Here is a 22,677-nt window from a genome sequence, read left to right on the forward strand (position 1 = left end):
GGTGGGAGGGAGGTACGGTCAGCCATCGTGAGCCCCGTCCGTACCTGCTCCCGCACCGCCTGCAAGGCGCCAGCAGTGTTCACGCTCACGTACGTCTACCGTGACTCCACCGCGGTACTGGGGCCGCTAGCCACGTACGCCGAGCCGCACTGCTACGACCTGTGCGCAGAGCACTCCGAGCGACTCACCGCTCCGATGGGCTGGGAGTTGGTGCGGCTGCCGGTCGAAGAGGAGTCCGAGCCGAGCGCGGACGACCTGGAGGCCCTCGCCGACGCCGTCCGCGAGGCCGCCAAGCCCGCCCCTGGATCGGGCCAGGAGCCCGTCGGGCAGGGCACGGAGGTCGGCCGCCGCGGCCACCTGCGGGTGCTCCGCTCGGAGCCCGCGGCGACGCAGCCCGGCCAGGAGTGACCGCGCCACCTCGGGAGACGCCTGCCCCACGGACGTCCACCCCGGAACCGCGCCGCCCGTGTGGCGACGCCCCGGCCGGTCGCGGCCGCCCATTTCGGTAGGCTCGTGACCCTGTCGCTTCTTCGGCGGCGTTCATGCAAAGCGGTGTCCGTGCGAGCGGCGCTCGTACGAAGCGGTGTCGAACAAGCGGTGTTCATGCGGGCAGGGTTCTTTCCGGGGCGCGTTCGCCCGGGCCGGGCCCTTCCGGAGCGGGTTCTTCTGGACAGGGAGCAGGAGTGGGCGACCTCGCCAAGATCTTCAAGGCGTACGACATCCGCGGCGTCGTACCGGACGAGCTCGACGCCGCGACCGCCGAGGCGGCGGGCGCCGCGTTCGTCCGGGTGACCGGCGCGAGCGCGATCGTCACCGCCCATGACATGCGCGAGTCGTCGGTGCCGCTGTCGGAGGCGTTCGCGCGGGGCGCGACGTCCCAGGGCGCGGACGTGATCGAGGCCGGGCTCGGCTCCACCGACCTGCTCTACTACGCCAGCGGCAGCCTCGGCCTGCCCGGCGCGATGTTCACCGCGAGCCACAATCCCGCCAAGTACAACGGGCTGAAGCTGTGCCGCTCGGGCGCCCGGCCCGTCGGCCAGGACACCGGCCTCGCCGACATCCGCGAAATGATCGAGAACGGCGTCCCGGCCTATGACGGCGAGCCCGGCACGGTCTCCCGGCGCGACGTCCTGAAGGGCTACGCCGACCATCTGAAGACGCTCGTCGACCTGTCGTCCATCCGCCCGCTCAAGGTCGTCGTGGACGCGGGCAACGGCATGGGCGGGCACACCGTTCCGCCGGTGTTCGAGGGCCTCCCGATCGACCTGGTGCCGCTGTACTTCGAGCTGGACGGCACGTTCCCCAACCACGAGGCCAACCCGATCGAACCGGAGAACCTGCGCGACCTGCAGGCCGAGGTCCGCAAGACGGGCGCCGACATCGGGCTGGCGTTCGACGGCGACGCCGACCGCTGCTTCGTGGTCGACGAGCGCGGCGAGATCGTCGCCCCGTCCGCGATCACCGCGCTGGTCGCCACGCGGGAGCTGGCCAAGCATCCGGGCTCCTCGATCGTGCACAACCTGATCACCTCGCAGGCCGTCCCGGAGATCGTCGCCGAGCACGGCGGGACGCCCGTCCGGACGCGCGTCGGGCACTCGTTCATCAAGCAGACGATGGCGGAGACGGGCGCGGTGTTCGGCGGCGAGCACTCGGCGCACTTCTACTTCCGCGACTTCTGGTTCGCCGACTCCGGCATGCTGGCGGCGCTGCACGTCCTCGCCGCGCTCGGGCAGCAGGACGAGCCGCTCTCCGGACTGCTCCGCGAGTACACCCGCTATGTGGCGTCCGGCGAGATCAACAGCGAGGTCGCCGACCAGGAGGGCGCGGCCGGGAAGGTCCGGGAGGCCTTCGCCGGACGGCCCGGGGTGGCGATCGACGAACTCGACGGCCTGACGGTCGGCGACAAGGCCGCCGGATGGTGGTTCAATCTGCGGCCGTCCAACACCGAGCCGCTGCTGCGCCTCAACGCGGAGGCGGGCGACGACGCGACCATGGCGGCGATCCGTGACGAGGTCCTGGCCCTGGTCAGGGAGAAATGACCGGCCAGGGAAGTGACTGCTGAGGGAAGTGACGCTGCAATGACGATGAAGCTCGAATCCTGGCTCCTGGAGATCCTCGCCTGCCCCAACTGCGGCGGCGACCTCCGCGCCGATGACGACGCCGCCGAACTGGTGTGCACCGGCTCGTGCGGCTACGCCTACCCCGTCCGCGACGACATCCCCGTCCTGCTCGTCGACGAGGCCAGGACCCCCGCCTCGTGACAGAGGGGCTGGACCCTTCGCGGCTGGAGGACGGGGCGGCGGCCGAGGCGGCCGATCCCGGGGGGATGCTGCGGCAGGTCGCGTCGTCGGCCGCGCAGGTGCGGGAGGCGCAGCGGGCGGCGTCCGAGGCGGGCGTCGCCGGGCTCGCCGAGGACGGCAGGCCCCGCGCGATCGTGGTCGCCGGCATGGGTGGCTCTGGCCTGTCGGGCGACGTCCTCGCCGCCGTGTGCGGGGTGGGCTGCGCGGTCCCGGTGACGACGGTGCGCGGCTACCGGCTGCCCGGCTGGGTGGGCGCCGCCGACCTCGTCGTCGCGGTGTCCTGCTCCGGGGAGACGGAGGAGACCCTTGAGGTCGCCGCCGAGGCCGCTCGCCGCGGATGCAGGCTGCTGTTCGTCGGCGGGGCCGGTTCACCGCTCGCGGGCCTGTCCGACAGAAGCCGCGGGGTGTTCGTCCCCGTGCGGTCGGTGGGGCAGCCGCGGTCGACGCTGTGGGGCCTGACGATCCCGCTGATCCTCGCCGCCCGCTCGCTGGGCCTGGCGGACGTGTCCGACGCCGTGCTGGAGTCCACCGCCGTCCTGCTGGAGGACGTCGCGCACCGGTGCCGTCCGTCCAGCGAGCCGTTCGTCAACCCGGCCAAGCGGATCGCGCTCGATCTGACGGGCGACATGCCGCTGGTGTGGGGGTCGTCCGCGCTCGCCGGGACGGCGGCCTACCGGCTGTGCTGCCAGCTCAACGAGAACGCCAAGTACCCGGGCGTCTTCGGTGAGGTTCCGGAGGCGGACCACAACCAGGTGATGGCGTTCGACGGCTTCTTCGCCCGCGGCGGTTCCCCGGCCGACCCGGACGGGTCGGTGTGGGCGCCGGCCTCCACGCCCGCGGACGACGACCATTTCTTCCGTGACCGCGCCGACGATCCCGAGCACGGCCTGCACCTCGTGCTCATGCGGGACGCGGAGGAGCATCCGCAGGTCCGCAAGCGGTGCGAGGCGTCCGCCGGAATGGCCCGGGACCGGGGTGTGGCGGTGACGGAGATCCGGGCGGAAGGCGAGCATCCGCTGGAAAGAATCGCGAGCCTGATCGCGATGGCGGACTATGTCACGGTTTACTTGGCTATCGCGCTGGGCGTGGACCCCACTCCGGTGCCGGCCATTCAAGAACTCAAAGCGAGGATCTCCCAAAGATGAGTGCTGAGGGCGGAACAAAGGCCATCGTCGCCGCGCTGGCCGCCAACCTCGGGATCGCGGTGTCGAAGTTCGTCGCGTTCGCGTTCACCGGTTCGTCGTCGATGCTCGCCGAGTCGATCCACTCGGTGGCGGACTCGGGGAACCAGGGCCTGCTGCTCCTCGGCCGCAAGCGCTCGGTGCGCGACCGGACGCAGCAGCACCAGTTCGGGTACGGCCGCGAGCGCTACTTCTACGCGTTCGTCGTCGCGGTCGTCCTGTTCACCGTCGGTGCGGCGTTCTCGCTCTACGAGGGCTACCACAAGATCTCCCACCCGGAGGAGGTCAAGTCCGCGGGCTGGGCCTTCGGTGTGCTGACCGTCGCGATCATCATGGAGATCTTCTCGTTCCGCACCGCGATCCAGGAGTCGAACAAGGTCCGCGGCGACCAGTCCTGGTGGGCGTTCATCCGCCGCGCCAAGGCCCCCGAGCTGCCGGTGGTGCTGCTGGAGGACCTCGCCGCCCTCATCGGCCTGGTCCTCGCGCTGTTCGGCGTCTCGATGGCCGTGGCCACCGGTGACGGCGTGTGGGACGGCATCGGCACCGTGGCGATCGGCGTGCTGCTCGCCGGGGTCGCGACGATCCTGGCGATCGAGACCAAGAGCCTGCTGATCGGCGAGGGCGCCGACCCCGACACCGAGCGGCGGATCGTCGAGGCGCTGGAGTCGGTGGACCAGGTCGACCACCTCATGCACATGCGCACCGAGTACATGGGCCCGGAGGCGCTGCTGATCGCCGCCAAGATCGCCGTCAACCACGACGACACGGCCGCGGACGTGGCCCGGGGCATCGACGCGGCCGAGGCGAAGATCCGGGCGACGTGCCCGGAGGCGAAGCTGATCTACCTGGAGCCGGCGCTGAGCGAGCCCTCGACCAAGAGCGTCCCGGCTCCCGCCGACAGCCCGGAGTCGAGCCCGGAGGCGACGAGCGCTAAAAAGACGAGCGCGAAAGAGACGGGCGCGGAAGAGACGGGCGCGGATGAGCCCGGCGCCGAGGCGACGACGCCGGAGAGCCCCGCGTCGTCCTGAAAGAGCAGTCGATCCGAGAGAACATGGGACCCCTCGCCGGGCGGCCGCCGCCGTGCCGGTCGACCCCAGCCCAGGCGAGACCGGCGAGTGCCTCCGAAGAGGCGCGAACCACGGCCGTCCGGCGAGGTGCTCCCATGCCTCCCCGCCCGGACCCCTGAAACCGGGCGGTTCTGGTGTGACCGCGGTGGCCTCGCCGAACCCCCTACGTCGGCTCGGCCACCGTCGCGGTCACGGTTAAGACACTACGTTCGCGCTGCTCTCCGGCACGTCCCCCTCAGGGAGGGAAAGCGCGTGGTACTCCAGGTGGACTCGCGCCGCCCGCATACATCCGCGTGGTGAGGAAAGTGCACGCCCCAGCGGTCACTATTGAAGGGTGACCTCCGACGACAAGGCCCGGACCGGACCCGACCCCGCGGGGTTCGGCCCAGCGCTCGCGCACCACGCGTGGCGGCTGTCCGGCCGGATCGTAGCGGGCGTGGGGCAACTGCTGCTGTGGCTGCTCACCGGCATCGGCGCCCTGCTGCGCCCGCTGGCCGTCCGGCTCGCGGTGCGGCTGAACGGCGGACGCGGCCCGTCCCCCGGCATGCCCGGCGCCGCCGGAGCGCCCGGCGGCCCGGCGGACGTGACGGCGCCGCTGCCCCGGTGGATCAACACGTGGCGGGAGATCGCCGGCTCCTGGTACTTCGCCCCGCTGACCGGCCTCGCCCTCACGATCGCCGCCCTCGGCGAACTGGCGCCGCGCGCCGACTCGCCGATCAGCCTCGCGGCCGGGTTCGCGGTCGCGGCGACGCTCCCGCTGGTCTGGCGCCGCGAGAACCTGCGCCCGGTCGCGGCCGTGGTGCTCGGCGCGGTCGCCGCGAACCTGCTCACCGGCGGGATCCTGCTGATCACCACCGGTTTCGCGGCCCTCTACACGCTCTACGCCCTGGGACGGCAGCTGCCCCGCCAGTCCACCGGCGTCCTCGCGATCGGCAGCGTGGCGACGCTCGCGGTCGTCTATCTGGCGACGGACACGCTGGACGACATCCCGTGGCCGGCCGCGTTCATCGCCGTCCTCGCCGCGATCGGCCTCGGGGACGCGCGGCGCGTCGTGGAGTCGGCCGGGCGGACCGAGGCGGAGGCCGCCGAACGCACCAACGAGACCCTCACCCGGCTCACCGCCGTCCAGCGGGAGCAGGCGGTGATGCGGGAACGCGCCCGCATCGCGCGCGAGCTGCACGACGTCGTCGCGCACTCCGTCTCCATGATCGCGGTGCAGGCGGAGACGGCCCCGTACACGATGGACGACCTGTCGCCGGAGGCCCGCGCCGGCTACACCGAGATCGCCAAGACCGCGCGGGACGCGCTGGTGGAGATGCGGCGGCTGCTCAGCGTCCTGCGCGCGGACGCCGCGCCTGAGCCGGAGGCGGCCAACTCCCCGCAGCCGCGGCTGGACCGGCTGCCCGACCTGATCGAGCAGCACCGCGGCGCCGGCGGCCGCGTCGACCTCGCCGTGCACGGCGACGCGCGTTCGCTGTCCACGACCGTGGAGCTGTCGGCGTACCGGATCGTCCAGGAGGCGCTGACGAACGCCAGGCGGCACGCGCCCGGCGCCGGAGTGCACGTCGACCTGATGTTCCTGCCGGACCGGCTGGCGGTCCGCGTCCGCGACAGCGGGCAGCCGCCCGCGCAGGATCAGGCGGGGCGGGAGGCGTCCGCGCCGACGAGGGTCCTGAACCGCGACGACCCCGCCTCCCGTACCGCGATAGTGGACCCCGCGGGCCGGACGTCCGCGGACCCCGGACGCACCCGGCTGGAGGCGCCGGAGTCCGGTGGCGGACACGGGCTCGTCGGGATGCGGGAACGTGCGACGATGCTGGGCGGACGGTTCTCCGCAGGCCCGGCCGCCGAGGGCGGGTTTCTGGTGGAGGCCGAGCTTCCGCTGACGAGGGAGGGGAATTCGACCCGTGGACACGGTTCCGAGGCGCCCCCGGGCGGCCGCTGACCCCGCCGCCGGAGCGTCGACCGGTGGCGCGTCCACCGGCGGCGCGTCCCCTGCTGTCGTGCCCATCGCCGGCGCGCCCGTCGCCGGCATCCCCTTCTTCACTGAGCCCGTGAGGCGGCAACGGTGATCAATGTGCTGATCGTCGACGACCAGACGATCGTGCGGGCCGGGTTCGCCGCCCTGCTCGCCGCGCAGGACGACATCACGGTCATCGGCGAGGCCGGCGACGGGCGCGAGGCGGTCCGGATCGCCGAACGCAGCCGTCCCGACGTCGTCGTCATGGACATCCGGATGCCCGGCATGGACGGCATCGAGGCCACCCGCCGCATCCTCGCCCTGCCCGGGTCGGAGGGCGTCCGGGTCCTGGTGCTGACGACGTTCGACGTGGACGAGTACGTCTACGAGGCGCTCGCCGTCGGCGCGAGCGGCTTCCTGCTGAAGGACGCGACGGCGGACGAGCTCGTCTCCGCCGTCCGGGTGGTGGCGCGCGGCGACTCGCTGCTCGCCCCGCAGGTCACCGGCCGGCTGATCCGCGAGTTCACCAAGCAGCGGCGCAGCCGGCCGCAGGCGCCCTCGGAGCTGTCGACGCTGACCGCCCGGGAGTCGGAGGTCCTCGTCCTCATCGCGGGCGGGCTGTCCAACGGCGAGATCGCGCAGCGGCTCGTCGTCAGCGAGCACACCGTCAAGACGCACGTGGCGCGGGTCTTCACCAAGCTCGGCCTGCGCGACCGGGCCCAGGCCGTCATGCTCGCCTATGAGTCCGGAGTCGTCGTCCCCGGCGAGAACGCCTGTTGATCGCGGTCCCGGTGCCACCGCGCTCGGGCGACGGCTGAGGCCGTTCGGACGGCCCCTACCGGCGGCGGAGGAGGCGCATGGCCTTCTCCTTCTCGAAGTCGAGCGCGCGGGTGGGCGGCGCGGACAGCCGTCCGATGCGTTCGCCCAGCTCCCGCACGTGCGACTGCACCTGGGGCTCGGCCAGGACGCGCAGCCCGAACGCCAGCTCGGCGGGGCCGATGTCGTAGCGCTTCTCCAGGGCGAGGGCGAGTGCGACGGCCCGCAGCTCGGCGTCGCCGAACTGGCGGTGGCCGCCGCCGCGCCCGCCGCCGGAGTACGCCTCCCGGGTGCTGGGCAGCAGCCCGAGGGCCTCGCGGTAGCGGAGCATGCGGGGCGAGGTGCCGAGCCGCCGGGCGGCCTCCGTGATGCGCATGAGGCCAATTCTGACAAATTTGTGTCAGGAAGTCGCCTCCGGCCGTGCCAGGGGGCGCCCGCCGACCGTAGACTCACGCGTTGACGCCCACGTTCGCACGAGCACGTCCCCACGAGGATTGCGCACCGACCCCGCACCCCGCGGACCCGCCACCACCAAGGGAGCATCGAAAGCATGGACTACAAGGTCGCCGACCTGTCGCTGGCCGATTTCGGGCGCCGGGAGATCCGGCTCGCCGAGCACGAGATGCCGGGCCTCATGGCGGTGCGCAAGGAGTACGCCGCCGCCAAGCCGCTGCGCGGCGCCAGGATCATGGGCTCGCTGCACATGACCATCCAGACCGCCGTGCTGATCGAGACGCTGGTGGAGCTCGGCGCCGACGTCCGCTGGGTGTCCTGCAACATCTTCTCCACCCAGGACCACGCCGCCGCCGCGGTCGTCGTCGGCAAGGACGGCACCGTCGACGACCCGAAGGGCGTCCCGGTGTTCGCGTGGAAGGGCGAGACCCTCGAAGAGTACTGGTGGTGCACCGACCAGGCGCTGCGCTGGCCGGGCGCCGACGGCGGCCCGAACATGATCTTGGACGACGGCGGCGACGCGACCCTGCTCGTCCACAAGGGCGCCGAGTACGAGAAGGCCGGCGCCGTGCCCGCCGCGACCGAGGACGACCCCGAGGAGTGGGGCATCATCCTCGACACCCTCCGCCGCACCATCGACGAGCAGCCGGGCCGCTGGACCGAGACCGCCGCCGCCGTCAAGGGCGTCACGGAGGAGACCACCACCGGCGTCCACCGCCTCTACGAGATGGCGAAGGCCGGCACGCTCGCGTTCCCGGCGATCAACGTCAACGACTCGGTCACCAAGTCGAAGTTCGACAACAAGTACGGCTGCCGGCACTCGGTGATCGACGGCCTGAACCGCGCCACCGACGTCCTGATCGGCGGCAAGGTCGCGGTCGTGTGCGGCTACGGCGACGTCGGCAAGGGCTGCGCGGACGCGCTCCGCGGCCAGGGCGCCCGCGTGATCGTCACCGAGATCGACCCGATCTGCGCGCTGCAGGCGGCGATGGACGGCTTCCAGGTCACCACCCTGGACGACGTCGTCGACATCGCCGACATCTTCGTGACGACCACCGGCAACTTCAACATCATCACGGCCGAGCACATGGGCCGGATGAAGCACCAGGCGATCGTGTCCAACATCGGGCACTTCGACAACGAGATCGACATGGCGGGCCTCGCCAAGACCCCCGGCATCGAGAAGATCGAGATCAAGCCGCAGGTCGCCGAGTGGCGCTTCGAGGACGGCCACTCCATCCTCGTCCTGGCCGAGGGCCGGCTGATGAACCTGGGCTGCGCCACCGGGCACCCGTCGTTCGTGATGTCCAACTCGTTCACCAACCAGGTCATCGCCCAGATCGAGCTGTTCACCAAGACCGACGAGTACCCGATCGACGTGTACGTCCTGCCGAAGCACCTGGACGAGAAGGTCGCCCGCCTCCACCTGGACGCGCTCGGCGTCAAGCTCACCGAGCTGACCAAGGAGCAGGCCGCCTACATCGGCGTCCACGTCGAAGGCCCCTACAAGCCCGACCACTACCGTTATTAGAATCCGGTGGTTTCGGACCGCCGCACGGCCCCGTCGGCCGTGCGGCGGTTCGCGCCTTGAGGGGTGTTGATGAGCGATATCGCGGATGCTTCGCTGGCGTATGAGGGCGTCAAGCGGATCGAGTGGGCCGACCGGAGCATGCCCGTCCTGCGGCAGATCCGGGAACGGTTCGCCGGCGAACGTCCCCTGGACGGGCTGAAGATCGCGGCGTGCATGCACATCACCACCGAGACCGCCGGGCTGATCCGCACCCTCCAGGCGGGCGGCGCGAGCGTCGCGCTCGCCGCGTCCAACCCGCTGTCCACCCAGGACGACACGGCCGCCGCGCTCGTCCAGGAGTACGGGGCGGAGGTCTTCGCGCGGGCGGGCATCGACCGTGAGGGCTACTACGCCCACATCCACCAGGCGTTGGAGACCGCGCCCGACTTCGTCCTGGACGACGGCTGCGATCTGGTCAACACGCTGCACATCGACCGAACCGACCTGCTCGGCACGGTCAAGGCGGGGTGCGAGCAGACGACGACGGGTGTCATCCGCCTGCACCAGATGGCCTTTGAAGGCGCGCTCCGCTTCCCCATGGTCGCGGTCAACGACACCGACACCAAGCACATGTTCGACAACCGGTACGGCACCGGCCAGTCGACCCTGGACGGCATCATCCGCGCGACGAACACGCTCCTGGCCGGCAAGACGATCGTCATCGCGGGGTTCGGCTACTGCGGCCGGGGCCTCGCCGAGCGGGCACGCGGCTTGGGGGCCCGTGTGGTCGTCACCGAGATCGACCCGGTCAAGGCACTGGACGCGGCCTTGCAGGGCTTCTCCGTCCAGCCCATGGCGCAGGCGGCCGCCGACGGCGACGTGTTCATCACGGTCACGGGCAACCGTGATGTGGTGAACGGTGAGCACCTCGCGGTGATGAAGGACGGCGCGATCCTCGCGAACTCCGGGCATTTCGACGTCGAGATCGACGTCCGCGCCCTGGCCGAGATGGCCGTGGAGGTCCACCGGGGCGTGCGTCCGCAGGCCGACGAGTACGTCCTGGCCGACGGCCGCCGCCTCGTCCTCCTCGCCGAGGGGCGCCTGGTCAACCTGGCCGCCGCCGAGGGCCATCCGGCCGCCGTGATGGACATGTCGTTCGCCGACCAGGCCCTCACGTGCGCGTGGCTCGCGACCGCCCACTCGACCCTGGCCCCGGCCGTCCACGACGTCCCGAAGGAGATCGACACGGAGGTGGCGCGCCTCAAGCTGGCGTCGATGTCCATCTCCATCGACCTGCTGACCAAAGACCAGGAGGACTATCTGCACTCCTGGCGCATCGGGTCCTGAGCCGTGCCCGCAGGCACCTACCTCCACCTGGACGAGGAGCTTGAAGAGCGGTTCCAGTGCGCTCCGGGCCCCGGCGGCTGGCGCTACACGTCCCAGCGTACGGACGGGGTCCGCGTGGACCTGGTCGTGGACGCGCGCTGGCGCCAGATCCGCCTCGAACTCGTCACGCCGACATGGTGGCTCCGCGGCGGCGTCACCGGCCCCGAGGTCGCCTGGGTACGCGCGGCCGGTGAGGCGGGAACCGAGCACACCGAACGGGCGGCCGGCTTCATGGCCGACTCGCCCGGTTTCCTCATCGCGGTCGCGCGCTCTCTGGACCTGGACGAGGGCGCGGAGACGGACGTCCGCCTCGTCCGGTTCAGCGGCCCGTCCCTTGCGCCGCTGACGGCGACCTGGCGATGGCATCGGGCCGGAACGTCAACCTACGAAACCGACACTGAACCGCTTCCGGTCTCGCAGTACGACGTCACGGACTTGTCCACAGGCGAAATCGAAACGGTGCACGTCGCCGGCGACGTCGTCCTGGCAGCCCCCGGCATAGAACTCACCGCCCTGGAATCCCGGCCCAACCTCCTCACCTAGCGCGAGACCGCACGGCGACGCGCGGGTCCAGCCCCCGTCACGGAACGATCAACAAGCTGCTCTGGTATGCGCTTGCCGATACCGTCTCAATTCTCGCCATGATCAGGAGGTCGCGGACGTGTACGGCCGAGCACCGGACCGGCAGGGGCAGCCGCCGCTTCCCGTCCCCCCACCGGGCGCCCCAGCCCCTCCGTCCGCCAAGAAGCCGCCGAAGCTCGTGCTGCTGTGCGTGGGCGTCGTGGCCGCGCTCCTGGTGGCGGCCCTCGGCGTCTCGATGTTCAAGGACATCGGTGAGACGACGGGTCCGCTCAAGGCCGAGCAGTGCGTCGACACCGGCTTCGGGACGGACGCCGGCAACAAGATTCCGGCCAGTCGACGCGTGCCCTGCGGCGACTCCGAGGCCAAGGCCAAGGTTCTCAAGATCACGGGTGAGGGGGAGGCCTCCGCCTTCGGGTTCGGCACGCGGGCCGAGCCGGACTGCCCCGCCGGAACCGACGGCATCACCAACGTCACGCTCAAGACCGGTGACAAGCACTACTTCGAGGCGTGCGTCCGCAACGTCAAGGGCCCGCATCCGGGCGACCCGGGCGCGGGCGGCGCGCTGCTCTCCGCCGGCGACTGCGTCAGCGGCGGCTCCGTCGGCTTCGGCAAGGAGACGCCCTGCTCCGGCTCGACGTGGTACGGCAAGGTGATCGCCCGGGTCGACGCGGAGCGGTCCTGCCCGGCGAAGACGCTGGAGACGATGCGGATGCGGTCCTTCGGCGGCGGGAAGGTCACCCGCCCGGTCCTGTGCCTCGGTGCGGGCGGCGGCGTCCTGGCCGCCGGCGACTGCATCGGCGACCCCTCCTTCAAGATCGGCGGCCCGGAGAAGGCCGACTGCGGGAGCACCCAGGCCGTCGCCAAGGTCGTCGGCCGCGTGGCGGCCGAGAAGGAGTGCCCCGCCGAGGCCACCCATGTCATGACGAGCGACGGCGCCTACCTGCCGGTGCTGTGCATGAAGAAGCTGCGCCCCACAGTGACCGAGAAACTCCGTTCCCTGGGCGACTGACCCGCCGATCGGCCGGGTGAGGGCGCGGCTTTCACATCCGTCCACCGCCCGGCTGAAACCCGGCGCCGGCGACGTCGGCCCAGTCCGGCGTCCAGGTGCCGGTGCCGCGATGGCCGCGCCGCGCGGAGCCGAGGTGGTCGCGGAGTGCGGTGAGCGCCGGGTGCGGGTTGTCGCCGCGCCAGATCAGCGAGTGCGGGTAAACCGGTGTCGGGTCATGGACGGTCACGCGCCGCAGGTCGTAGTCGGCGGGCCACAGCAGCCGGGTCTGCTCGCCGACGAGGGTCGCCACGTCCGGAGAGTCGGCGATCACGTCCAGGAGGGGCTCGGTGTTGAAGCCGGGTCCGATGCGATCGATGGTGAGCCCGAACGCGGCGGCGAGTTCGCCGTAGTAGGAGGCCCACTCGGTTCCGGGGACGAGGCCGGGCATCCAGATCCGGTGACCGGCGAGCCCGGCGGGCGTGACCGCACCGGCCGCCGCGAGCGGATGGGCGGCCCCGGTGAGGAGCTGGATCGGCTCATCGTGGACCCGCGCGGTCTCGACGCCGCGGGGGAGGAGCCGCGCGGGCAGGGCGACGGCGCGGAAGGACGCGTCGATGGTCCCCGCCCGGACGGCCGCGATCGCCGCGCCGGCGTCGAAGAGGGTCACGACCTCGAGTTCGATGTCCGGATGCGCGCGGTGGAAGCCGCGGAGCAGACCCGCCGGCGCGAGCTGCCGCCCGATCACGTCGACGCGCAGCGCGCGGCGGCCGGGCCGCACGGACGCGGCCGCCCGCTCCTCGGCGCGCAGGAGGTCGCGGGCGTGCGGGAGGAACGCCTGCCCGTCGACGGTGAGCCCGGCCCCGCGCGCGGTGCGGGTGAACAGCCGCACGCCGAGGTCCTTCTCCAGCACGGCGATCCGCTTGGAGACGGCCTGCTGGGTGATCGACAGATCCGCGGCGGCCTCCTGGAAGCGGCCCGCGTCCGCGACGGCGACGAACGTGCGGACGGCGTCGAGATTCACGAGGCAGAACCCTAGACCCACAACGAACCGTTGTAGCTCGCCGTCGACCAAGTTGTTTGATCACGGGAAGCCCCGCTGGCTACGGTCACGTCGGTCAACGTGAAGTTGGCGGGGGACGGCGGGGGACGGCGGGGGACGGCGGGGGGCGCGGGGCAAGGTGGTCACACGGTCGCTGGGCCGGCCCTTCGGGTGGCTCTGGACGGCCTACGCGGCCAGCACGCTCGGCACCTGGTTCGCGCTCGACGCGTTCCCCCTGATCGCGATCCTGGTGCTGGACGCCGGCCCGGCCGAGGTGTCCCTGCTGTCGGCCGCGGGCCTGGCGGCGGGCGCGGCGGTCGCGGTGCTGCTCGGCCCCTGGGTGGAGTTCAGCCGCAAACGGCCCGTGATGATCGCGATGGACCTGACCCGGTTCGCGGCGCTGCTGAGCGTCCCCGCGGCGTTCGCGCTCGGCCGGCTCACCCTCGTCCAGCTCCTGGTCGTGTCCGTGATCGTCGCCGCGGCGGGCATCGCCTTCAGGGCGGCGAGCGGGGCGTTCCTGAAAGCGCTCGTCCCACCCGGCGACCTGCTCGTCGCGAACGGCCGGTTCGAGTCCACGACCTGGACCGCCACCATGCTGGGACCACCGCTCGGCGGGGCCGCGATCGGCCTGTTCGGCCCGGTGACGACCGTTCTGGCCGACGCGGCCAGCTACCTGCTGTCCGCCGCGGCCGTCCGCGCGATCGGCGGGAAGGAGCCACGTCCCACCCGAACCGGCGCGCCCCGGTTCCGGGCCGGCGACCTGCTCGAAGGATGGCGGTACATCCTGACCCACCCGGCGCTGCGCCCGCTGCTGTTCAACACGATCCTGGTCAACGGCCTGATCCTCGCGACCGCGCCGCTGCTGGCCGTCCTCATGCTCGGACGCCTCGGTTTCACCCCGTGGCAGTACGGCCTGGCGTTCGGCGCCCCCTGCATCGGCGGCCTCATCGGCTCACGGCTGGCTCCCCGGCTCGTCACGCGGTTCGATCAGCGCAAGGTCATGCTCACGGCCGGCGCAGTGCGCGCATGCTGGCTGCTCGGACTGGTCTTCGTCCACCCCGGCGCCACCGGCCTCGTGCTCGTCGTCATCGTCGAACTCGGCCTGATCACCAGCGTGGGCGTGTTCAACCCGCTGTACGCCACCTACCGCCTGCAGCAGACCGCGACGGACCGGGTCGCCCGCACCCTGGCCGCATGGTCGGTCACCAACAACGCCACTGCCGCGGCCCTGACCGCACTCTGGGGCCTGCTGGCCGCCGTCACCACCCCCCGCACCGCGATCGCGATGGCCGGCCTCCTCCTTCTGGCAACCCCCCTCCTGCTGCCCCGCCGCTGATGGACGACGGACCGCCGGCCGGGTTCGGTAGGGAACCGTTGGCCTTGGGTGACCGGCCCTTGCCCTGCGGCGGGAAGGCCCTCTGGTGTGGGGGAGTGGTTCGGGCGGGAGATCGCCGACACGGGGCGGCTCCGGCTGTTCTTTTTCTTCGTGGCGTTCATCGCCGGGTTCCTGTTCATCCGGTTCAGCGTGCGGATGATCCGGCGGCAGGTGCGGTGGTGGCCGGGGAACTTCACGCCGGGCGGGCAGCACGTCCATCACGTGGTGTTCGGCCTGGTGTTCATGTGCGTCGGCGGCGTCGGCGGGCTGGCCGTCGAGGACGGGTCGTCCGGGTGGGCGGCGGTGTCCGCGGCGGTCTTCGGGGTCGGTACGGCCCTGGTGCTGGACGAGTTCGCACTGGTGCTCTACCTGCAGGACGTCTACTGGAGCGAGCAGGGCAGGCTGTCGGTCGAGGTCGTGTTCATCACGATCGCTCTATGCGGGCTCCTGCTGCTGGGCCTGCGGCCGTTGGGAGTGCACGACCTCGCGGGGGACGGGTTGTGGAGCGTCGTGCTCGTTCTCCTGCTCGATGCGTGCGTGGCCGTCATCGCCCTGCTCAAGGGCAAGATCTGGACGGGGGTCATCGGACTGTTCGTCGGGGTGATCGCGCTGGTCGGGGCCGTCCGGCTGGCACGGCCGGACTCGATCTGGGCGCGGCACCGGTACTCGCCGGACTCGCGGAAGGAGCGGCGCTCGCGGATCCGCGAACGCCGGTACCGGCTGCCCGTGCAGCGGCTCGGTGACCGGCTGAGCGATCTCGTCGCCGGACGCCCGTCCGCCAAATAGGGAAAACCGGGGGACCACGGCCACCGATCAGTACGGGGACGGGCCGCCGAACATTTCGCTGAGGCGCGGTGCCAGCTCGAAGTCGCCGCGTAGTTCCAGGCGGCCGTCCATGAGCAGGGACGCGGGATTCGCGTCGCCCGCCAGGGTTCGCAGGAAGTCGGCCGTCGACATCGTGAGGGTGAGGGCCGGGTCCTTCGCGTGGCCCGGGCGAGCGCGGGCTCGGGTCTCGCCGATTTCGAGCGCCCAGGTGGTCTCACCGCCCGTGCGGGTCAGGCGGAATTCCAGTTCGCCGGTGAAACCGCCCGATGCGGACGGGTCGTAGGCGCGGGCCATGCCGGCGAAGAAGAGGCGTTGGGCGTTCGGGCCGAAACGACGTTCGATCTGCGCGTCGGTCCGGTCGTGGACGAGTTTGTAGAAGCCCTGCCTGAACCGCCTGCGGCTCGCGGCGCGAATGTCGGCGGCGACGGGGCGCCGGGCCCGGGACGAGCGGTGCGCGCGGGCGACTTCCGCGTCCTCGTCGATGCGGTATCCGGGCGGCGTCGTCCGGGCCGGTTTCCGGCGGGCGAGGGCGGCCTCGATGGCGGGCGCGAGCCGTTCGGCCTTGGCGGCTTCGCGTTCGCCGCGGCCTTCGGTGAAGTGCGGCAGGACGGCCTTCCCGAACAGTTCGAGGGTCTCGCAGATGTGCTCGTGTTCGTTCGGGCCCGCCTGGAGGACGAAGGAGATCTGGTCGACGCCGACCGATTCGTAGCGCCGGATCAGCTCGATGACCTGCTCCGGTGTGCCGACGGCGCCGCGCAGCGAACCGACGTTGACGTTGAGGGTCTCGGCGTTGGCGATGATCTGCTCGCGGGAGAAGCCGCGGGAGTCCCGCCGTTCCAGGAACTCCTGCCAGACGTCGGTACGGCCGGGATCGTGCGGTGTGTTGCCGTAATAGTGCGCGAGGGCGAACGCGAAGAAATGCGCCCCGTCGATGCCGCGGTCGATGGCGGTGGCCTCGTCCTCGTGCAGCATCATCGGCAGGACGACGGTCACGTTCGGATTCACCGCGAAGCCCGCCGGGACGCATTCGTCCGAGGCGAGGATGCGGTAGTACTCGTCGACGTATTCGCCCGCGTCCTCGGGTTCCACGAAGGAGAACGAGAGGGCGCCCATGCCGTTGCGGGCGGCGAACTGGATGGTCTCGCGGCGTGAGCACGCCACCCAGAGCGGCGGGTGGGGTTTCTGGACGGTCTTCGGCAGGACGTTCCGGGGCGGCATCTGAATGTCGGGGGAGTTCCACCCGGCGAACGGCTCCTCGACGAACATGCGGGTGATGGCGTCGATCGCGTCCTGCCATTGGGCGCGTTTGTCGGTGCGGCGCACGCCGAATCCGCCCAGTTCCGCGCTCGAACTGGACTCGCCCGTCCCGAAGTCCACGCGGCCGTTCGAGACGAGGTCGAGCGTCGCAATGCGTTCGGCGATGCGGGCGGGATGGTCGACGGCGGGCGGCAACTGCACGATGCCGTGCCCGAGCCGCACACGCTTGGTCCGCTGAGACGCGGCGGCGAGGAACACTTCCGGCGCCGACGAATGGGAGTACTCCTCCAGAAAGTGGTGTTCCACCGCCCATATGTAGTCGAAGCCGACCCGGTCGGCGATCTCCACCTGGTCCAGGGCGTCCTGGTAGAGCTTCAGTTCCTGACCGTCACTCCACGGCCTGGGCAACTGGTGCTCGTAGAAGAGGGAGAACCGCATCGCAACCACCTCCTGGTACGAGACCAGGTTCGGCGGCCCTCGTCACCCGGTCGCGCTTGTCACCCGGTCGCCTCCGGGTCAGCCTCACCCCGATTGGACGCCACGTCAACGAGCACGGCCGGTCGGGAAGGCGGCGCACCTGTCTTGCGCTGCTGTTCGACGTTCCGCCGACCAAGCGTTCGCTTGACGGGGTGGGTATCGGGGCGGCACCGTGAACCGGACGTAGACGGCGGGAGGAGGCGCATGGCGCCGCTGGACGGACTCCGGGTCCTGGACCTGACGATGTGGCGGCCCGGCCCGTACGCCACCCAGCTGCTCGCCCAGCTCGGCGCGGACGTGATCAAGGTGGAGCCGCCGGGCGGGGAGCCGATGCGGATGTTCCGGGATCACTTCGACGTCCTCAACCGGCACAAGCGCAGCATGGTGCTCGACCTGAAGTCCGAGGTCGGGCTCGCGCGGTGCCGGGAGCTGGCCGGGGACGCCGAGGTCTTCGTCGAGGGCTTCAGGCCCGGTGTCGCCGACCGGCTCGGGGTGGGGCACGGCGTGCTGCGGGAGCTCAACCCGGGCCTCGTCTACTGCTCCGTTTCCGGGTACGGCGCCGAAGGGCCGCTGGCGGACGTCCCCGGACATGACATCAACTACCGCGCGTACGCCGCCGCGATGCCGCCCGACGCCGTGTCCCCGGAGGCGGACGAGCTGCCCATCGCGGACATGTCCGCCGCGACGATGGCCGCGTTCGCGATCACCGCGGCCTGCCTGAAGGCGCGGGCCACCGGCGTCGGCGACCGGATCGACCTCGGGATGGCGGACGTCCTGGCCCACTGGGTCGGCACCGTCCCGGAGGCGACCCGGCGGTCGGGGGCCGGGCCCGTGCCCGGTTACGGCGTGTACCCGGCGAAGGACGGCCGGAAGATCACGCTGGGGGTCGTCTCGGAGGACCGGCTGTGGGCCGCGACCTGCCGCGCCCTCGGGATCGGCGAGCACGCGGACGTCCCGTTCGCCGAGCGGCTGGGCAGGATCGGGGAGCTGGACGCGGCCGTGACCGCGGCGGTCGGGAAGCTCACCGGGGCGGAGGCGATCGAGCGCCTGACCGAGGCCGGCGCGCCGGTCGCGCCCGTGCTGTCCCGCGCCGAGATGCTCGGCCTCGGCCACTTCGCGCAGCGGCGGATCCAGGCCGAGGGACCGGTGCGGACGACCGTGCACCCGCCGCTTCCCGAAGGGCCGGTCGCGGAACTTGACGAGCATCGCGGGCAGGGCTGGGGGCGTCTCACGGACTGATACTCGGGTGGGAATGTCCGATCTGGGTGGCATGCTTGTGACGTGAGTCCACGTGTGATGAGTCCCGTCCTGGTCGGCCGGTCGGCCGAGCTGGGGGAACTGGAGGACGCGCTCGCCGGGGCACCCGGGGCCGTGCTCATCGGCGGCGACGCCGGGCTCGGCAAGACGCGCCTGATCCGCGAGTTCACGCGGTCCGTGGAGGGCGCGGCCGGCGGCGGACGCGCCACGGTGCTCACCGGCGGCTGCCTGGAGCTCGGCTCCGACGGCCTGCCGTTCGCGCCGTTCACGACCGTCCTGCGGGGGCTCGTCCGCGACATCGGCATCGACGGCGTCGCGGGGCTCGTGCCGCGCGGTGACACCGGCGGCCTCGCCCGGCTGCTGCCCGAGTTCGGGGAGCCGGAGTACGACGCCGCCACCGGTGAGGAGCGGGCACGCCTGTTCGAGGTCATGCTGACGCTGCTGGAGCGGCTCGCCGAACGCGCCCCGGTCGTGCTGGTCATCGAGGACGCCCACTGGGCCGACCGCTCCACCCGCGACCTGCTGGCCTTCCTGATCCGCAACCTCGGCGTCGCGCCGGTGCTGATCGTCGTCACGTACCGGTCGGACGAGCTGCACCGCACCCATCCGCTGCGTCCGCTGCTCGCCGGGCTGGAGCGGGTCGAACGCGTCCGGCGGACGGAGATCGCGCCGCTGTCCCGCGCCGACGTCGCCGCGCTCGTGGCCGAGCTCCTCGGCGACGAGCACCGCCGGGTCCCGCCCGGCCTCGTCGAGCGGATCGCCGCCCGCAGCGAGGGCAACCCGCTGTTCATCGAGGCCCTGCTCGACGACGACGGCACGCTGGCGTGCGAGCTTCCCGAGTCGCTGCGCGACCTGCTGCTGGCCGGCGTCCAGCGGCTCCCCGAGGAGACGCAGGACGTCCTGCGCGACGCCAGCGGCCGCGGCACCCGCATCGACCACGCGCTGCTGGCCGCCGTCACCGGGCTAGAGGACGCCGAGCTGACCCGGGTGCTCCGCCCCGCCGTCGCCGCCAACGTGCTGGTCGTGGACGGCGACGGCTACGCGTTCCGGCACGCCCTGATCCGCGAGGCCGTCCACGACGATCTGCTGCCGGGCGAGCACACGCGGCTCCACCGGCGCTATGCCGAAGCCCTGGAGGGCGACCCGGCGCTCGTCCCGTCCGGGCGGCTCTGGGGCGAGCTGAGCTATCACTGGAAGGCCGCCAACGACAGTACGTGGGCGCTGGTCGCGTCCTGGCGCGCCGCCGCCCAGGCGCGCAAGGCCCTCGCCCACGCCGAGTGCCTGACGATGCTGTCGCGCGTCCTCGAACTGTGGGACCAGGTTCCGGACGCGGCGGAACGCATCGACGCCGACCACGTCACGGTCCTGGAGCAGGCCGCGTCCGCCGCCGACCAGGCCGGCGAGTACGACCGCGGCATCAAGCTCGTCACCGCGGCGCTCCGCGAAGCCGAAGCCGAAGCGGCCGATGCCGTGCCGGAGGGCGGGGCCGGCCCGCGTGACCCGGCCCGTGCGGCGGTGCTGCTGGTGCTGCGCGGCCGCATGCGCAACCAGATGGCGCGACCGGGCTTCGTCGACGACCTGCGGGCCGCGGTGGCGCTGCTGCCGCCCGACCCTCCCACCGCCCTGCGCGCCCGGGCGCTGGCCACGCTGGGGAACTACGTCCGCCTCACCAGCGACATCGGTGAGGCCCGCAAGGCGGCGGCCGAGTCCCTGGCCATCGCCCGGGCCCTCGGCGATCCCATCACCGAGGCGGAGGCGCTGATCACACAGTTCTGCGCCGACGTCGACTACGACAACGAGGCCGACCTCGACGAGGCCGGGCGGACGGCCGCGGGCAGCGGCGACCACCAGGTGCTGCTCCGGTACTACGTGATCAAGACGCATTTCCTGGAGGGCGCCGGCCGGCACGAGGAGGCCGCGGCCGTCGCCGGACGCGGCATCGAACTCGCCCGCGAGCACGGCGTGGCCCGCACCCAGGGGACGTTCCTGTCCATCAACCGGGCCGAGCCGCTCGTCTCGCTCGGCCGGTGGGACGAGGCCGTCACCGTGCTGAACCACGCCCTGGAGCAGGACCCCGCGGTGACGACCCGCACGTCGCTGCTCGTCCTGTCCGGCTGGATGGCGCTGTCGCGCGGGGACCTCGCCACCGCGAGGGAGCGGCTGATCACGTCCCGCGACATCATGAACCTCAAGATGAAGTGGCTGAAGACGCAGGACTACTTCGCCACGCTCTGGCTCGAGGCGAACGTGGCGCTCGCCGAAGGACGCCCCGACGCCGCCCTGGACGCGATTCGTCCCGTCCTCGATCACGTGGGCCTGCCCGACGACGCCCGCTACGCCTGGCCGGCGCTGGTCACCGGCGCGGCGGCCTGCGCGGAGCTGGGCCCCGCCGCCGCGGGCGACCTGCGGCGGATCGAGGAACGCGCTGCCGGCCTCGACGTCAAGGGCCCTCTCCAGCGGGCGCACTGCCTCACGTTCAGCGCCGAACTGGCCCGCGCACGCGGCGTTCTCGACCTTGCCGCCTGGGAGGAGTCCGCGGCGGCATGGGAGGGGCTCGGCAACCCGTACTACCGGGCGCGTGCGCTGTTCCACGCTGCGGAGGCCGCGCTGGCGTGCGGCGACCACGAGCCGGCGGCGTCCATGCTGCGGACGGCGGCGGAACTGGCGGACGGGCTCGGCGCCGCCCCGCTGGGCGAACGCGTCGCGGACCTGCTGCGCCGCACCCGCACGCCGCGCGGCGCCGAGACGTCCGCGCCGCTCGGGCTGACGCCGCGCGAGTACGAGGTGCTGCGCCTGGTCGCGGAGGGCCGCAGCAACCGCGACATCGCCGAGGCGCTGTTCATCTCGGTGAAGACCGCCAGCGTGCACGTCTCCAACATCCTCGGGAAGCTGGACGTGGCGAGCCGCGGCGAGGCCGCCGCGACCGCGCACCGCCTGGCGCTGTTCGCCGCCCCCGCCGGACGTGACCCCGCCGGACGTGCCGCCCAGAACGGGCGGGGCGCCGCTTCGGTGATGTGATTCGGTGGCGGGGATCTCCCCTCCGCAGGACCCCCGCCCCCGAACCGTCGGACCACACGGGAACTTCGTGGCCGGCCTTCGCGGCCCCGGCCCGCGGAAGCAGGCGGTGCTTCTCCGCCCGGAGAGGCGGCCCGGGACCGTTCCGGCCAAAGCCCAGTGTCGTGGTCGAGGGCCGCGGAAACCGGAAGACATACCGATCTCCGGTACAGGAAAAAAGGCGACGGGGACGGGTCACGTTCCGTGACCCGTCCCCGTCCGCGTTCTGGCCGAAAGAGGCGGCCGTGTCAGCGGGGGACGCGGGCGACGCAGAACACCGTCTGCCCGAACGGCGGCTTGACCACGCGCTCGATGGTGCGGGTGAGCGGCACGACCGTCCGGTCGTAGATCTTGACGAGCTTCGGGTCGGGGTAGCCGGCGCCGCCGCGGCGGACCGCGAACCACCAGGCGATCCCGCCGAGGAAGTTGATCGGCTTGAGCACCTCGGGGACGAGCCCCGCCTCCCGGACGGACGCCTCCAGCGTCGCCGGGGTGTACCGGGTGACGTGCCCGACCTTGCGGTCGAAGTCCCCGTACAGCTGCATGTAGCCGGGCACCCAGATGACGATCCGGCCGCCGGGCTCGGTGACGGAGGCGAGGTCGCGCAGCGCCTGGACGTCGTCCTTGATGTGCTCCAGGACGTTCATCATCACGACGGTGTCGACCTTGCGCCGGATCTCGATGTCGGCGGGCAGCGCCAGGTCGATGACCTCGACGTCGCCGTCGCCGTCGTAGCGCTTGCGCAGCTCACCGACGCAGTAAGGGTCGTTGTCGCTGACGACGAGGTAGTCGAGGCGTCCGGCGAACTGCTCGGAGAAGTGCCCGAGACCCGAGCCGACCTCCAGCATGGACCGCCCGACGTGCGGGGCGACGGTCTCGTACTCGTACTTGCGGTAGTTGCGGGCCTCGTCCCCGCCCAGATGGTTCTCCAGCGCCCCTTCCCCGGCGGCGGGCTGGACGACGTCCCCGCCCGCGTCGTCACCCGCGGCGGGCGCGGCGGCCGGGCCGGAGGGCCGCTTCTGCCGGCTGCCGACGAGGTTGAGGAGGGTGCCTGCGATGGACTTCTTCTGACCAGGTGACTGCATACTTCCCGCTCGCTGGGTGCGTTGGCGCTGTGCGTTGGCGCTCGGATTCTCGTTCGCCGGACCGG

19 protein-coding genes are annotated in these 22,677 nt (G+C 72.0%); 15 read left to right on the forward strand and 4 right to left on the reverse strand.

From position 1 onward, the window contains the following. The first annotated feature begins 27 nt into the window (after nt 1-27). From AB0C35_RS06160 to AB0C35_RS06190, 7 genes are all read left to right on the forward strand, one after another. Nucleotides 28-408 carry a DUF3499 domain-containing protein gene (locus AB0C35_RS06160; RefSeq protein WP_358451203.1) on the forward strand — a complete coding sequence of 127 codons (381 nt, stop codon included), beginning with the start codon at nt 28-30 and terminating at the stop codon, nt 406-408. Nucleotides 409-683: 275 nt separating this feature from the next. Then, entirely contained in the window at nt 684-2,039 is a 1,356-nt protein-coding gene (locus AB0C35_RS06165; protein WP_358451205.1) for a phosphomannomutase/phosphoglucomutase, read from the forward strand. A 39-nt stretch (nt 2,040-2,078) separates the two neighbouring features. After that, nucleotides 2,079-2,261 carry a Trm112 family protein gene (locus tag AB0C35_RS06170; protein WP_358451207.1) on the forward strand — a complete coding sequence of 61 codons (183 nt, stop codon included), beginning with the start codon at nt 2,079-2,081 and terminating at the stop codon, nt 2,259-2,261. Then, on the forward strand, nt 2,258-3,445 hold the full coding sequence (locus tag AB0C35_RS06175; RefSeq protein ID WP_358451209.1) for an SIS domain-containing protein: 1,188 nt from the start codon (nt 2,258-2,260) through the stop codon (nt 3,443-3,445). The genes AB0C35_RS06170 and AB0C35_RS06175 overlap by 4 nt, the downstream gene beginning before the upstream one ends. Beyond that, nucleotides 3,442-4,509: a cation diffusion facilitator family transporter gene (locus AB0C35_RS06180; protein WP_358451211.1), complete on the forward strand. Its 1,068-nt coding sequence runs from the start codon at nt 3,442-3,444 to the stop codon at nt 4,507-4,509. Before AB0C35_RS06175 ends, AB0C35_RS06180 begins: the two co-directional genes overlap by 4 nt. Before the next feature lie 373 nt (nt 4,510-4,882). Beyond that, nucleotides 4,883-6,493, forward strand: coding sequence for a histidine kinase (locus AB0C35_RS06185; RefSeq protein ID WP_358451213.1), 1,611 nt, complete (start codon nt 4,883-4,885; stop codon nt 6,491-6,493). A gap of 123 nt (nt 6,494-6,616) precedes the next feature. Beyond that, on the forward strand, nt 6,617-7,288 hold the full coding sequence (locus AB0C35_RS06190) for a response regulator transcription factor (protein WP_358451215.1): 672 nt from the start codon (nt 6,617-6,619) through the stop codon (nt 7,286-7,288). Between the two features lie 55 nt (nt 7,289-7,343). Here AB0C35_RS06190 and AB0C35_RS06195 read toward each other — a convergent pair whose 3' ends face one another. Further along, nucleotides 7,344-7,700 carry a MerR family DNA-binding transcriptional regulator gene (locus AB0C35_RS06195; RefSeq protein WP_358451217.1) on the reverse strand — a complete coding sequence of 119 codons (357 nt, stop codon included), beginning with the start codon at nt 7,698-7,700 and terminating at the stop codon, nt 7,344-7,346. A gap of 174 nt (nt 7,701-7,874) precedes the next feature. Here AB0C35_RS06195 and ahcY (AB0C35_RS06200) point away from each other — a divergent pair, with 174 nt between their 5' ends. From ahcY (AB0C35_RS06200) to AB0C35_RS06215, 4 genes are all read left to right on the forward strand, one after another. Then, a complete protein-coding gene (gene ahcY, locus AB0C35_RS06200; RefSeq protein WP_358451219.1) occupies nt 7,875-9,308 on the forward strand; it encodes an adenosylhomocysteinase in 1,434 nt (477 codons plus the stop codon). Between the two features lie 69 nt (nt 9,309-9,377). Then, nucleotides 9,378-10,634, forward strand: a complete 1,257-nt coding sequence (gene ahcY, locus AB0C35_RS06205; protein ID WP_358451221.1) for an adenosylhomocysteinase — start codon at nt 9,378-9,380, stop codon at nt 10,632-10,634. A 3-nt stretch (nt 10,635-10,637) separates the two neighbouring features. Next, complete coding sequence (locus tag AB0C35_RS06210) at nt 10,638-11,216, forward strand: hypothetical protein (RefSeq protein ID WP_358451223.1); 579 nt, start codon at nt 10,638-10,640, stop codon at nt 11,214-11,216. 118 nt (nt 11,217-11,334) lie between these two features. After that, the gene (locus AB0C35_RS06215; RefSeq protein WP_358451225.1) at nt 11,335-12,264 is read left to right on the forward strand and encodes a hypothetical protein; all 930 of its coding nucleotides are present in this window, start codon (nt 11,335-11,337) and stop codon (nt 12,262-12,264) included. Between the two features lie 31 nt (nt 12,265-12,295). Here AB0C35_RS06215 and AB0C35_RS06220 read toward each other — a convergent pair whose 3' ends face one another. Beyond that, a complete protein-coding gene (locus AB0C35_RS06220) occupies nt 12,296-13,264 on the reverse strand; it encodes a LysR family transcriptional regulator (protein ID WP_358451227.1) in 969 nt (322 codons plus the stop codon). Nucleotides 13,265-13,421: 157 nt separating this feature from the next. Here AB0C35_RS06220 and AB0C35_RS06225 point away from each other — a divergent pair, with 157 nt between their 5' ends. Both AB0C35_RS06225 and AB0C35_RS06230 read left to right on the forward strand, forming a co-directional pair. Beyond that, the gene (locus AB0C35_RS06225; protein WP_358451229.1) at nt 13,422-14,618 is read left to right on the forward strand and encodes an MFS transporter; all 1,197 of its coding nucleotides are present in this window, start codon (nt 13,422-13,424) and stop codon (nt 14,616-14,618) included. Nucleotides 14,619-14,705: 87 nt separating this feature from the next. Further along, a complete protein-coding gene (locus AB0C35_RS06230; RefSeq protein WP_358451231.1) occupies nt 14,706-15,443 on the forward strand; it encodes a hypothetical protein in 738 nt (245 codons plus the stop codon). A gap of 27 nt (nt 15,444-15,470) precedes the next feature. Here the strand turns inward: AB0C35_RS06230 and AB0C35_RS06235 are convergent, their stop codons facing one another. After that, complete coding sequence (locus AB0C35_RS06235) at nt 15,471-17,177, reverse strand: LLM class flavin-dependent oxidoreductase (RefSeq protein ID WP_358451233.1); 1,707 nt, start codon at nt 17,175-17,177, stop codon at nt 15,471-15,473. Nucleotides 17,178-17,420: 243 nt separating this feature from the next. Here AB0C35_RS06235 and AB0C35_RS06240 point away from each other — a divergent pair, with 243 nt between their 5' ends. Together AB0C35_RS06240 and AB0C35_RS06245 are read left to right on the forward strand one after the other, a co-directional pair. Then, entirely contained in the window at nt 17,421-18,455 is a 1,035-nt protein-coding gene (locus tag AB0C35_RS06240) for a CoA transferase (protein ID WP_358451234.1), read from the forward strand. Nucleotides 18,456-18,497: 42 nt separating this feature from the next. Further along, nucleotides 18,498-21,491, forward strand: coding sequence for an AAA family ATPase (locus AB0C35_RS06245; RefSeq protein ID WP_358451236.1), 2,994 nt, complete (start codon nt 18,498-18,500; stop codon nt 21,489-21,491). A gap of 284 nt (nt 21,492-21,775) precedes the next feature. On the opposite strand, the gene AB0C35_RS06250 is transcribed toward AB0C35_RS06245, so the two are convergent. After that, nucleotides 21,776-22,612 carry a methyltransferase domain-containing protein gene (locus AB0C35_RS06250; protein WP_358451238.1) on the reverse strand — a complete coding sequence of 279 codons (837 nt, stop codon included), beginning with the start codon at nt 22,610-22,612 and terminating at the stop codon, nt 21,776-21,778. Nucleotides 22,613-22,677 lie beyond the last annotated feature (65 nt).

It is taken from the genome of Spirillospora sp. NPDC048819, from assembly GCF_040650055.1.
In the GTDB taxonomy this organism is placed as follows: domain Bacteria; phylum Actinomycetota; class Actinomycetes; order Streptosporangiales; family Streptosporangiaceae; genus Spirillospora.

Coding starts and splice junctions, on each gene's coding strand:
- ahcY (WP_358451219.1), top strand. CDS start 7,875: ATGGACTACAAGGTCGCCGACCTGTCGCTGGCCGATTTCGGGCGCCGG.
- AB0C35_RS06235 (WP_358451233.1), bottom strand. CDS start 17,177: ATGCGGTTCTCCCTCTTCTACGAGCACCAGTTGCCCAGGCCGTGGAGT.
- AB0C35_RS06195 (WP_358451217.1), bottom strand. CDS start 7,700: ATGCGCATCACGGAGGCCGCCCGGCGGCTCGGCACCTCGCCCCGCATG.
- AB0C35_RS06180 (WP_358451211.1), top strand. CDS start 3,442: ATGAGTGCTGAGGGCGGAACAAAGGCCATCGTCGCCGCGCTGGCCGCC.
- AB0C35_RS06250 (WP_358451238.1), bottom strand. CDS start 22,612: ATGCAGTCACCTGGTCAGAAGAAGTCCATCGCAGGCACCCTCCTCAAC.
- ahcY (WP_358451221.1), top strand. CDS start 9,378: ATGAGCGATATCGCGGATGCTTCGCTGGCGTATGAGGGCGTCAAGCGG.
- AB0C35_RS06170 (WP_358451207.1), top strand. CDS start 2,079: ATGACGATGAAGCTCGAATCCTGGCTCCTGGAGATCCTCGCCTGCCCC.
- AB0C35_RS06240 (WP_358451234.1), top strand. CDS start 17,421: ATGGCGCCGCTGGACGGACTCCGGGTCCTGGACCTGACGATGTGGCGG.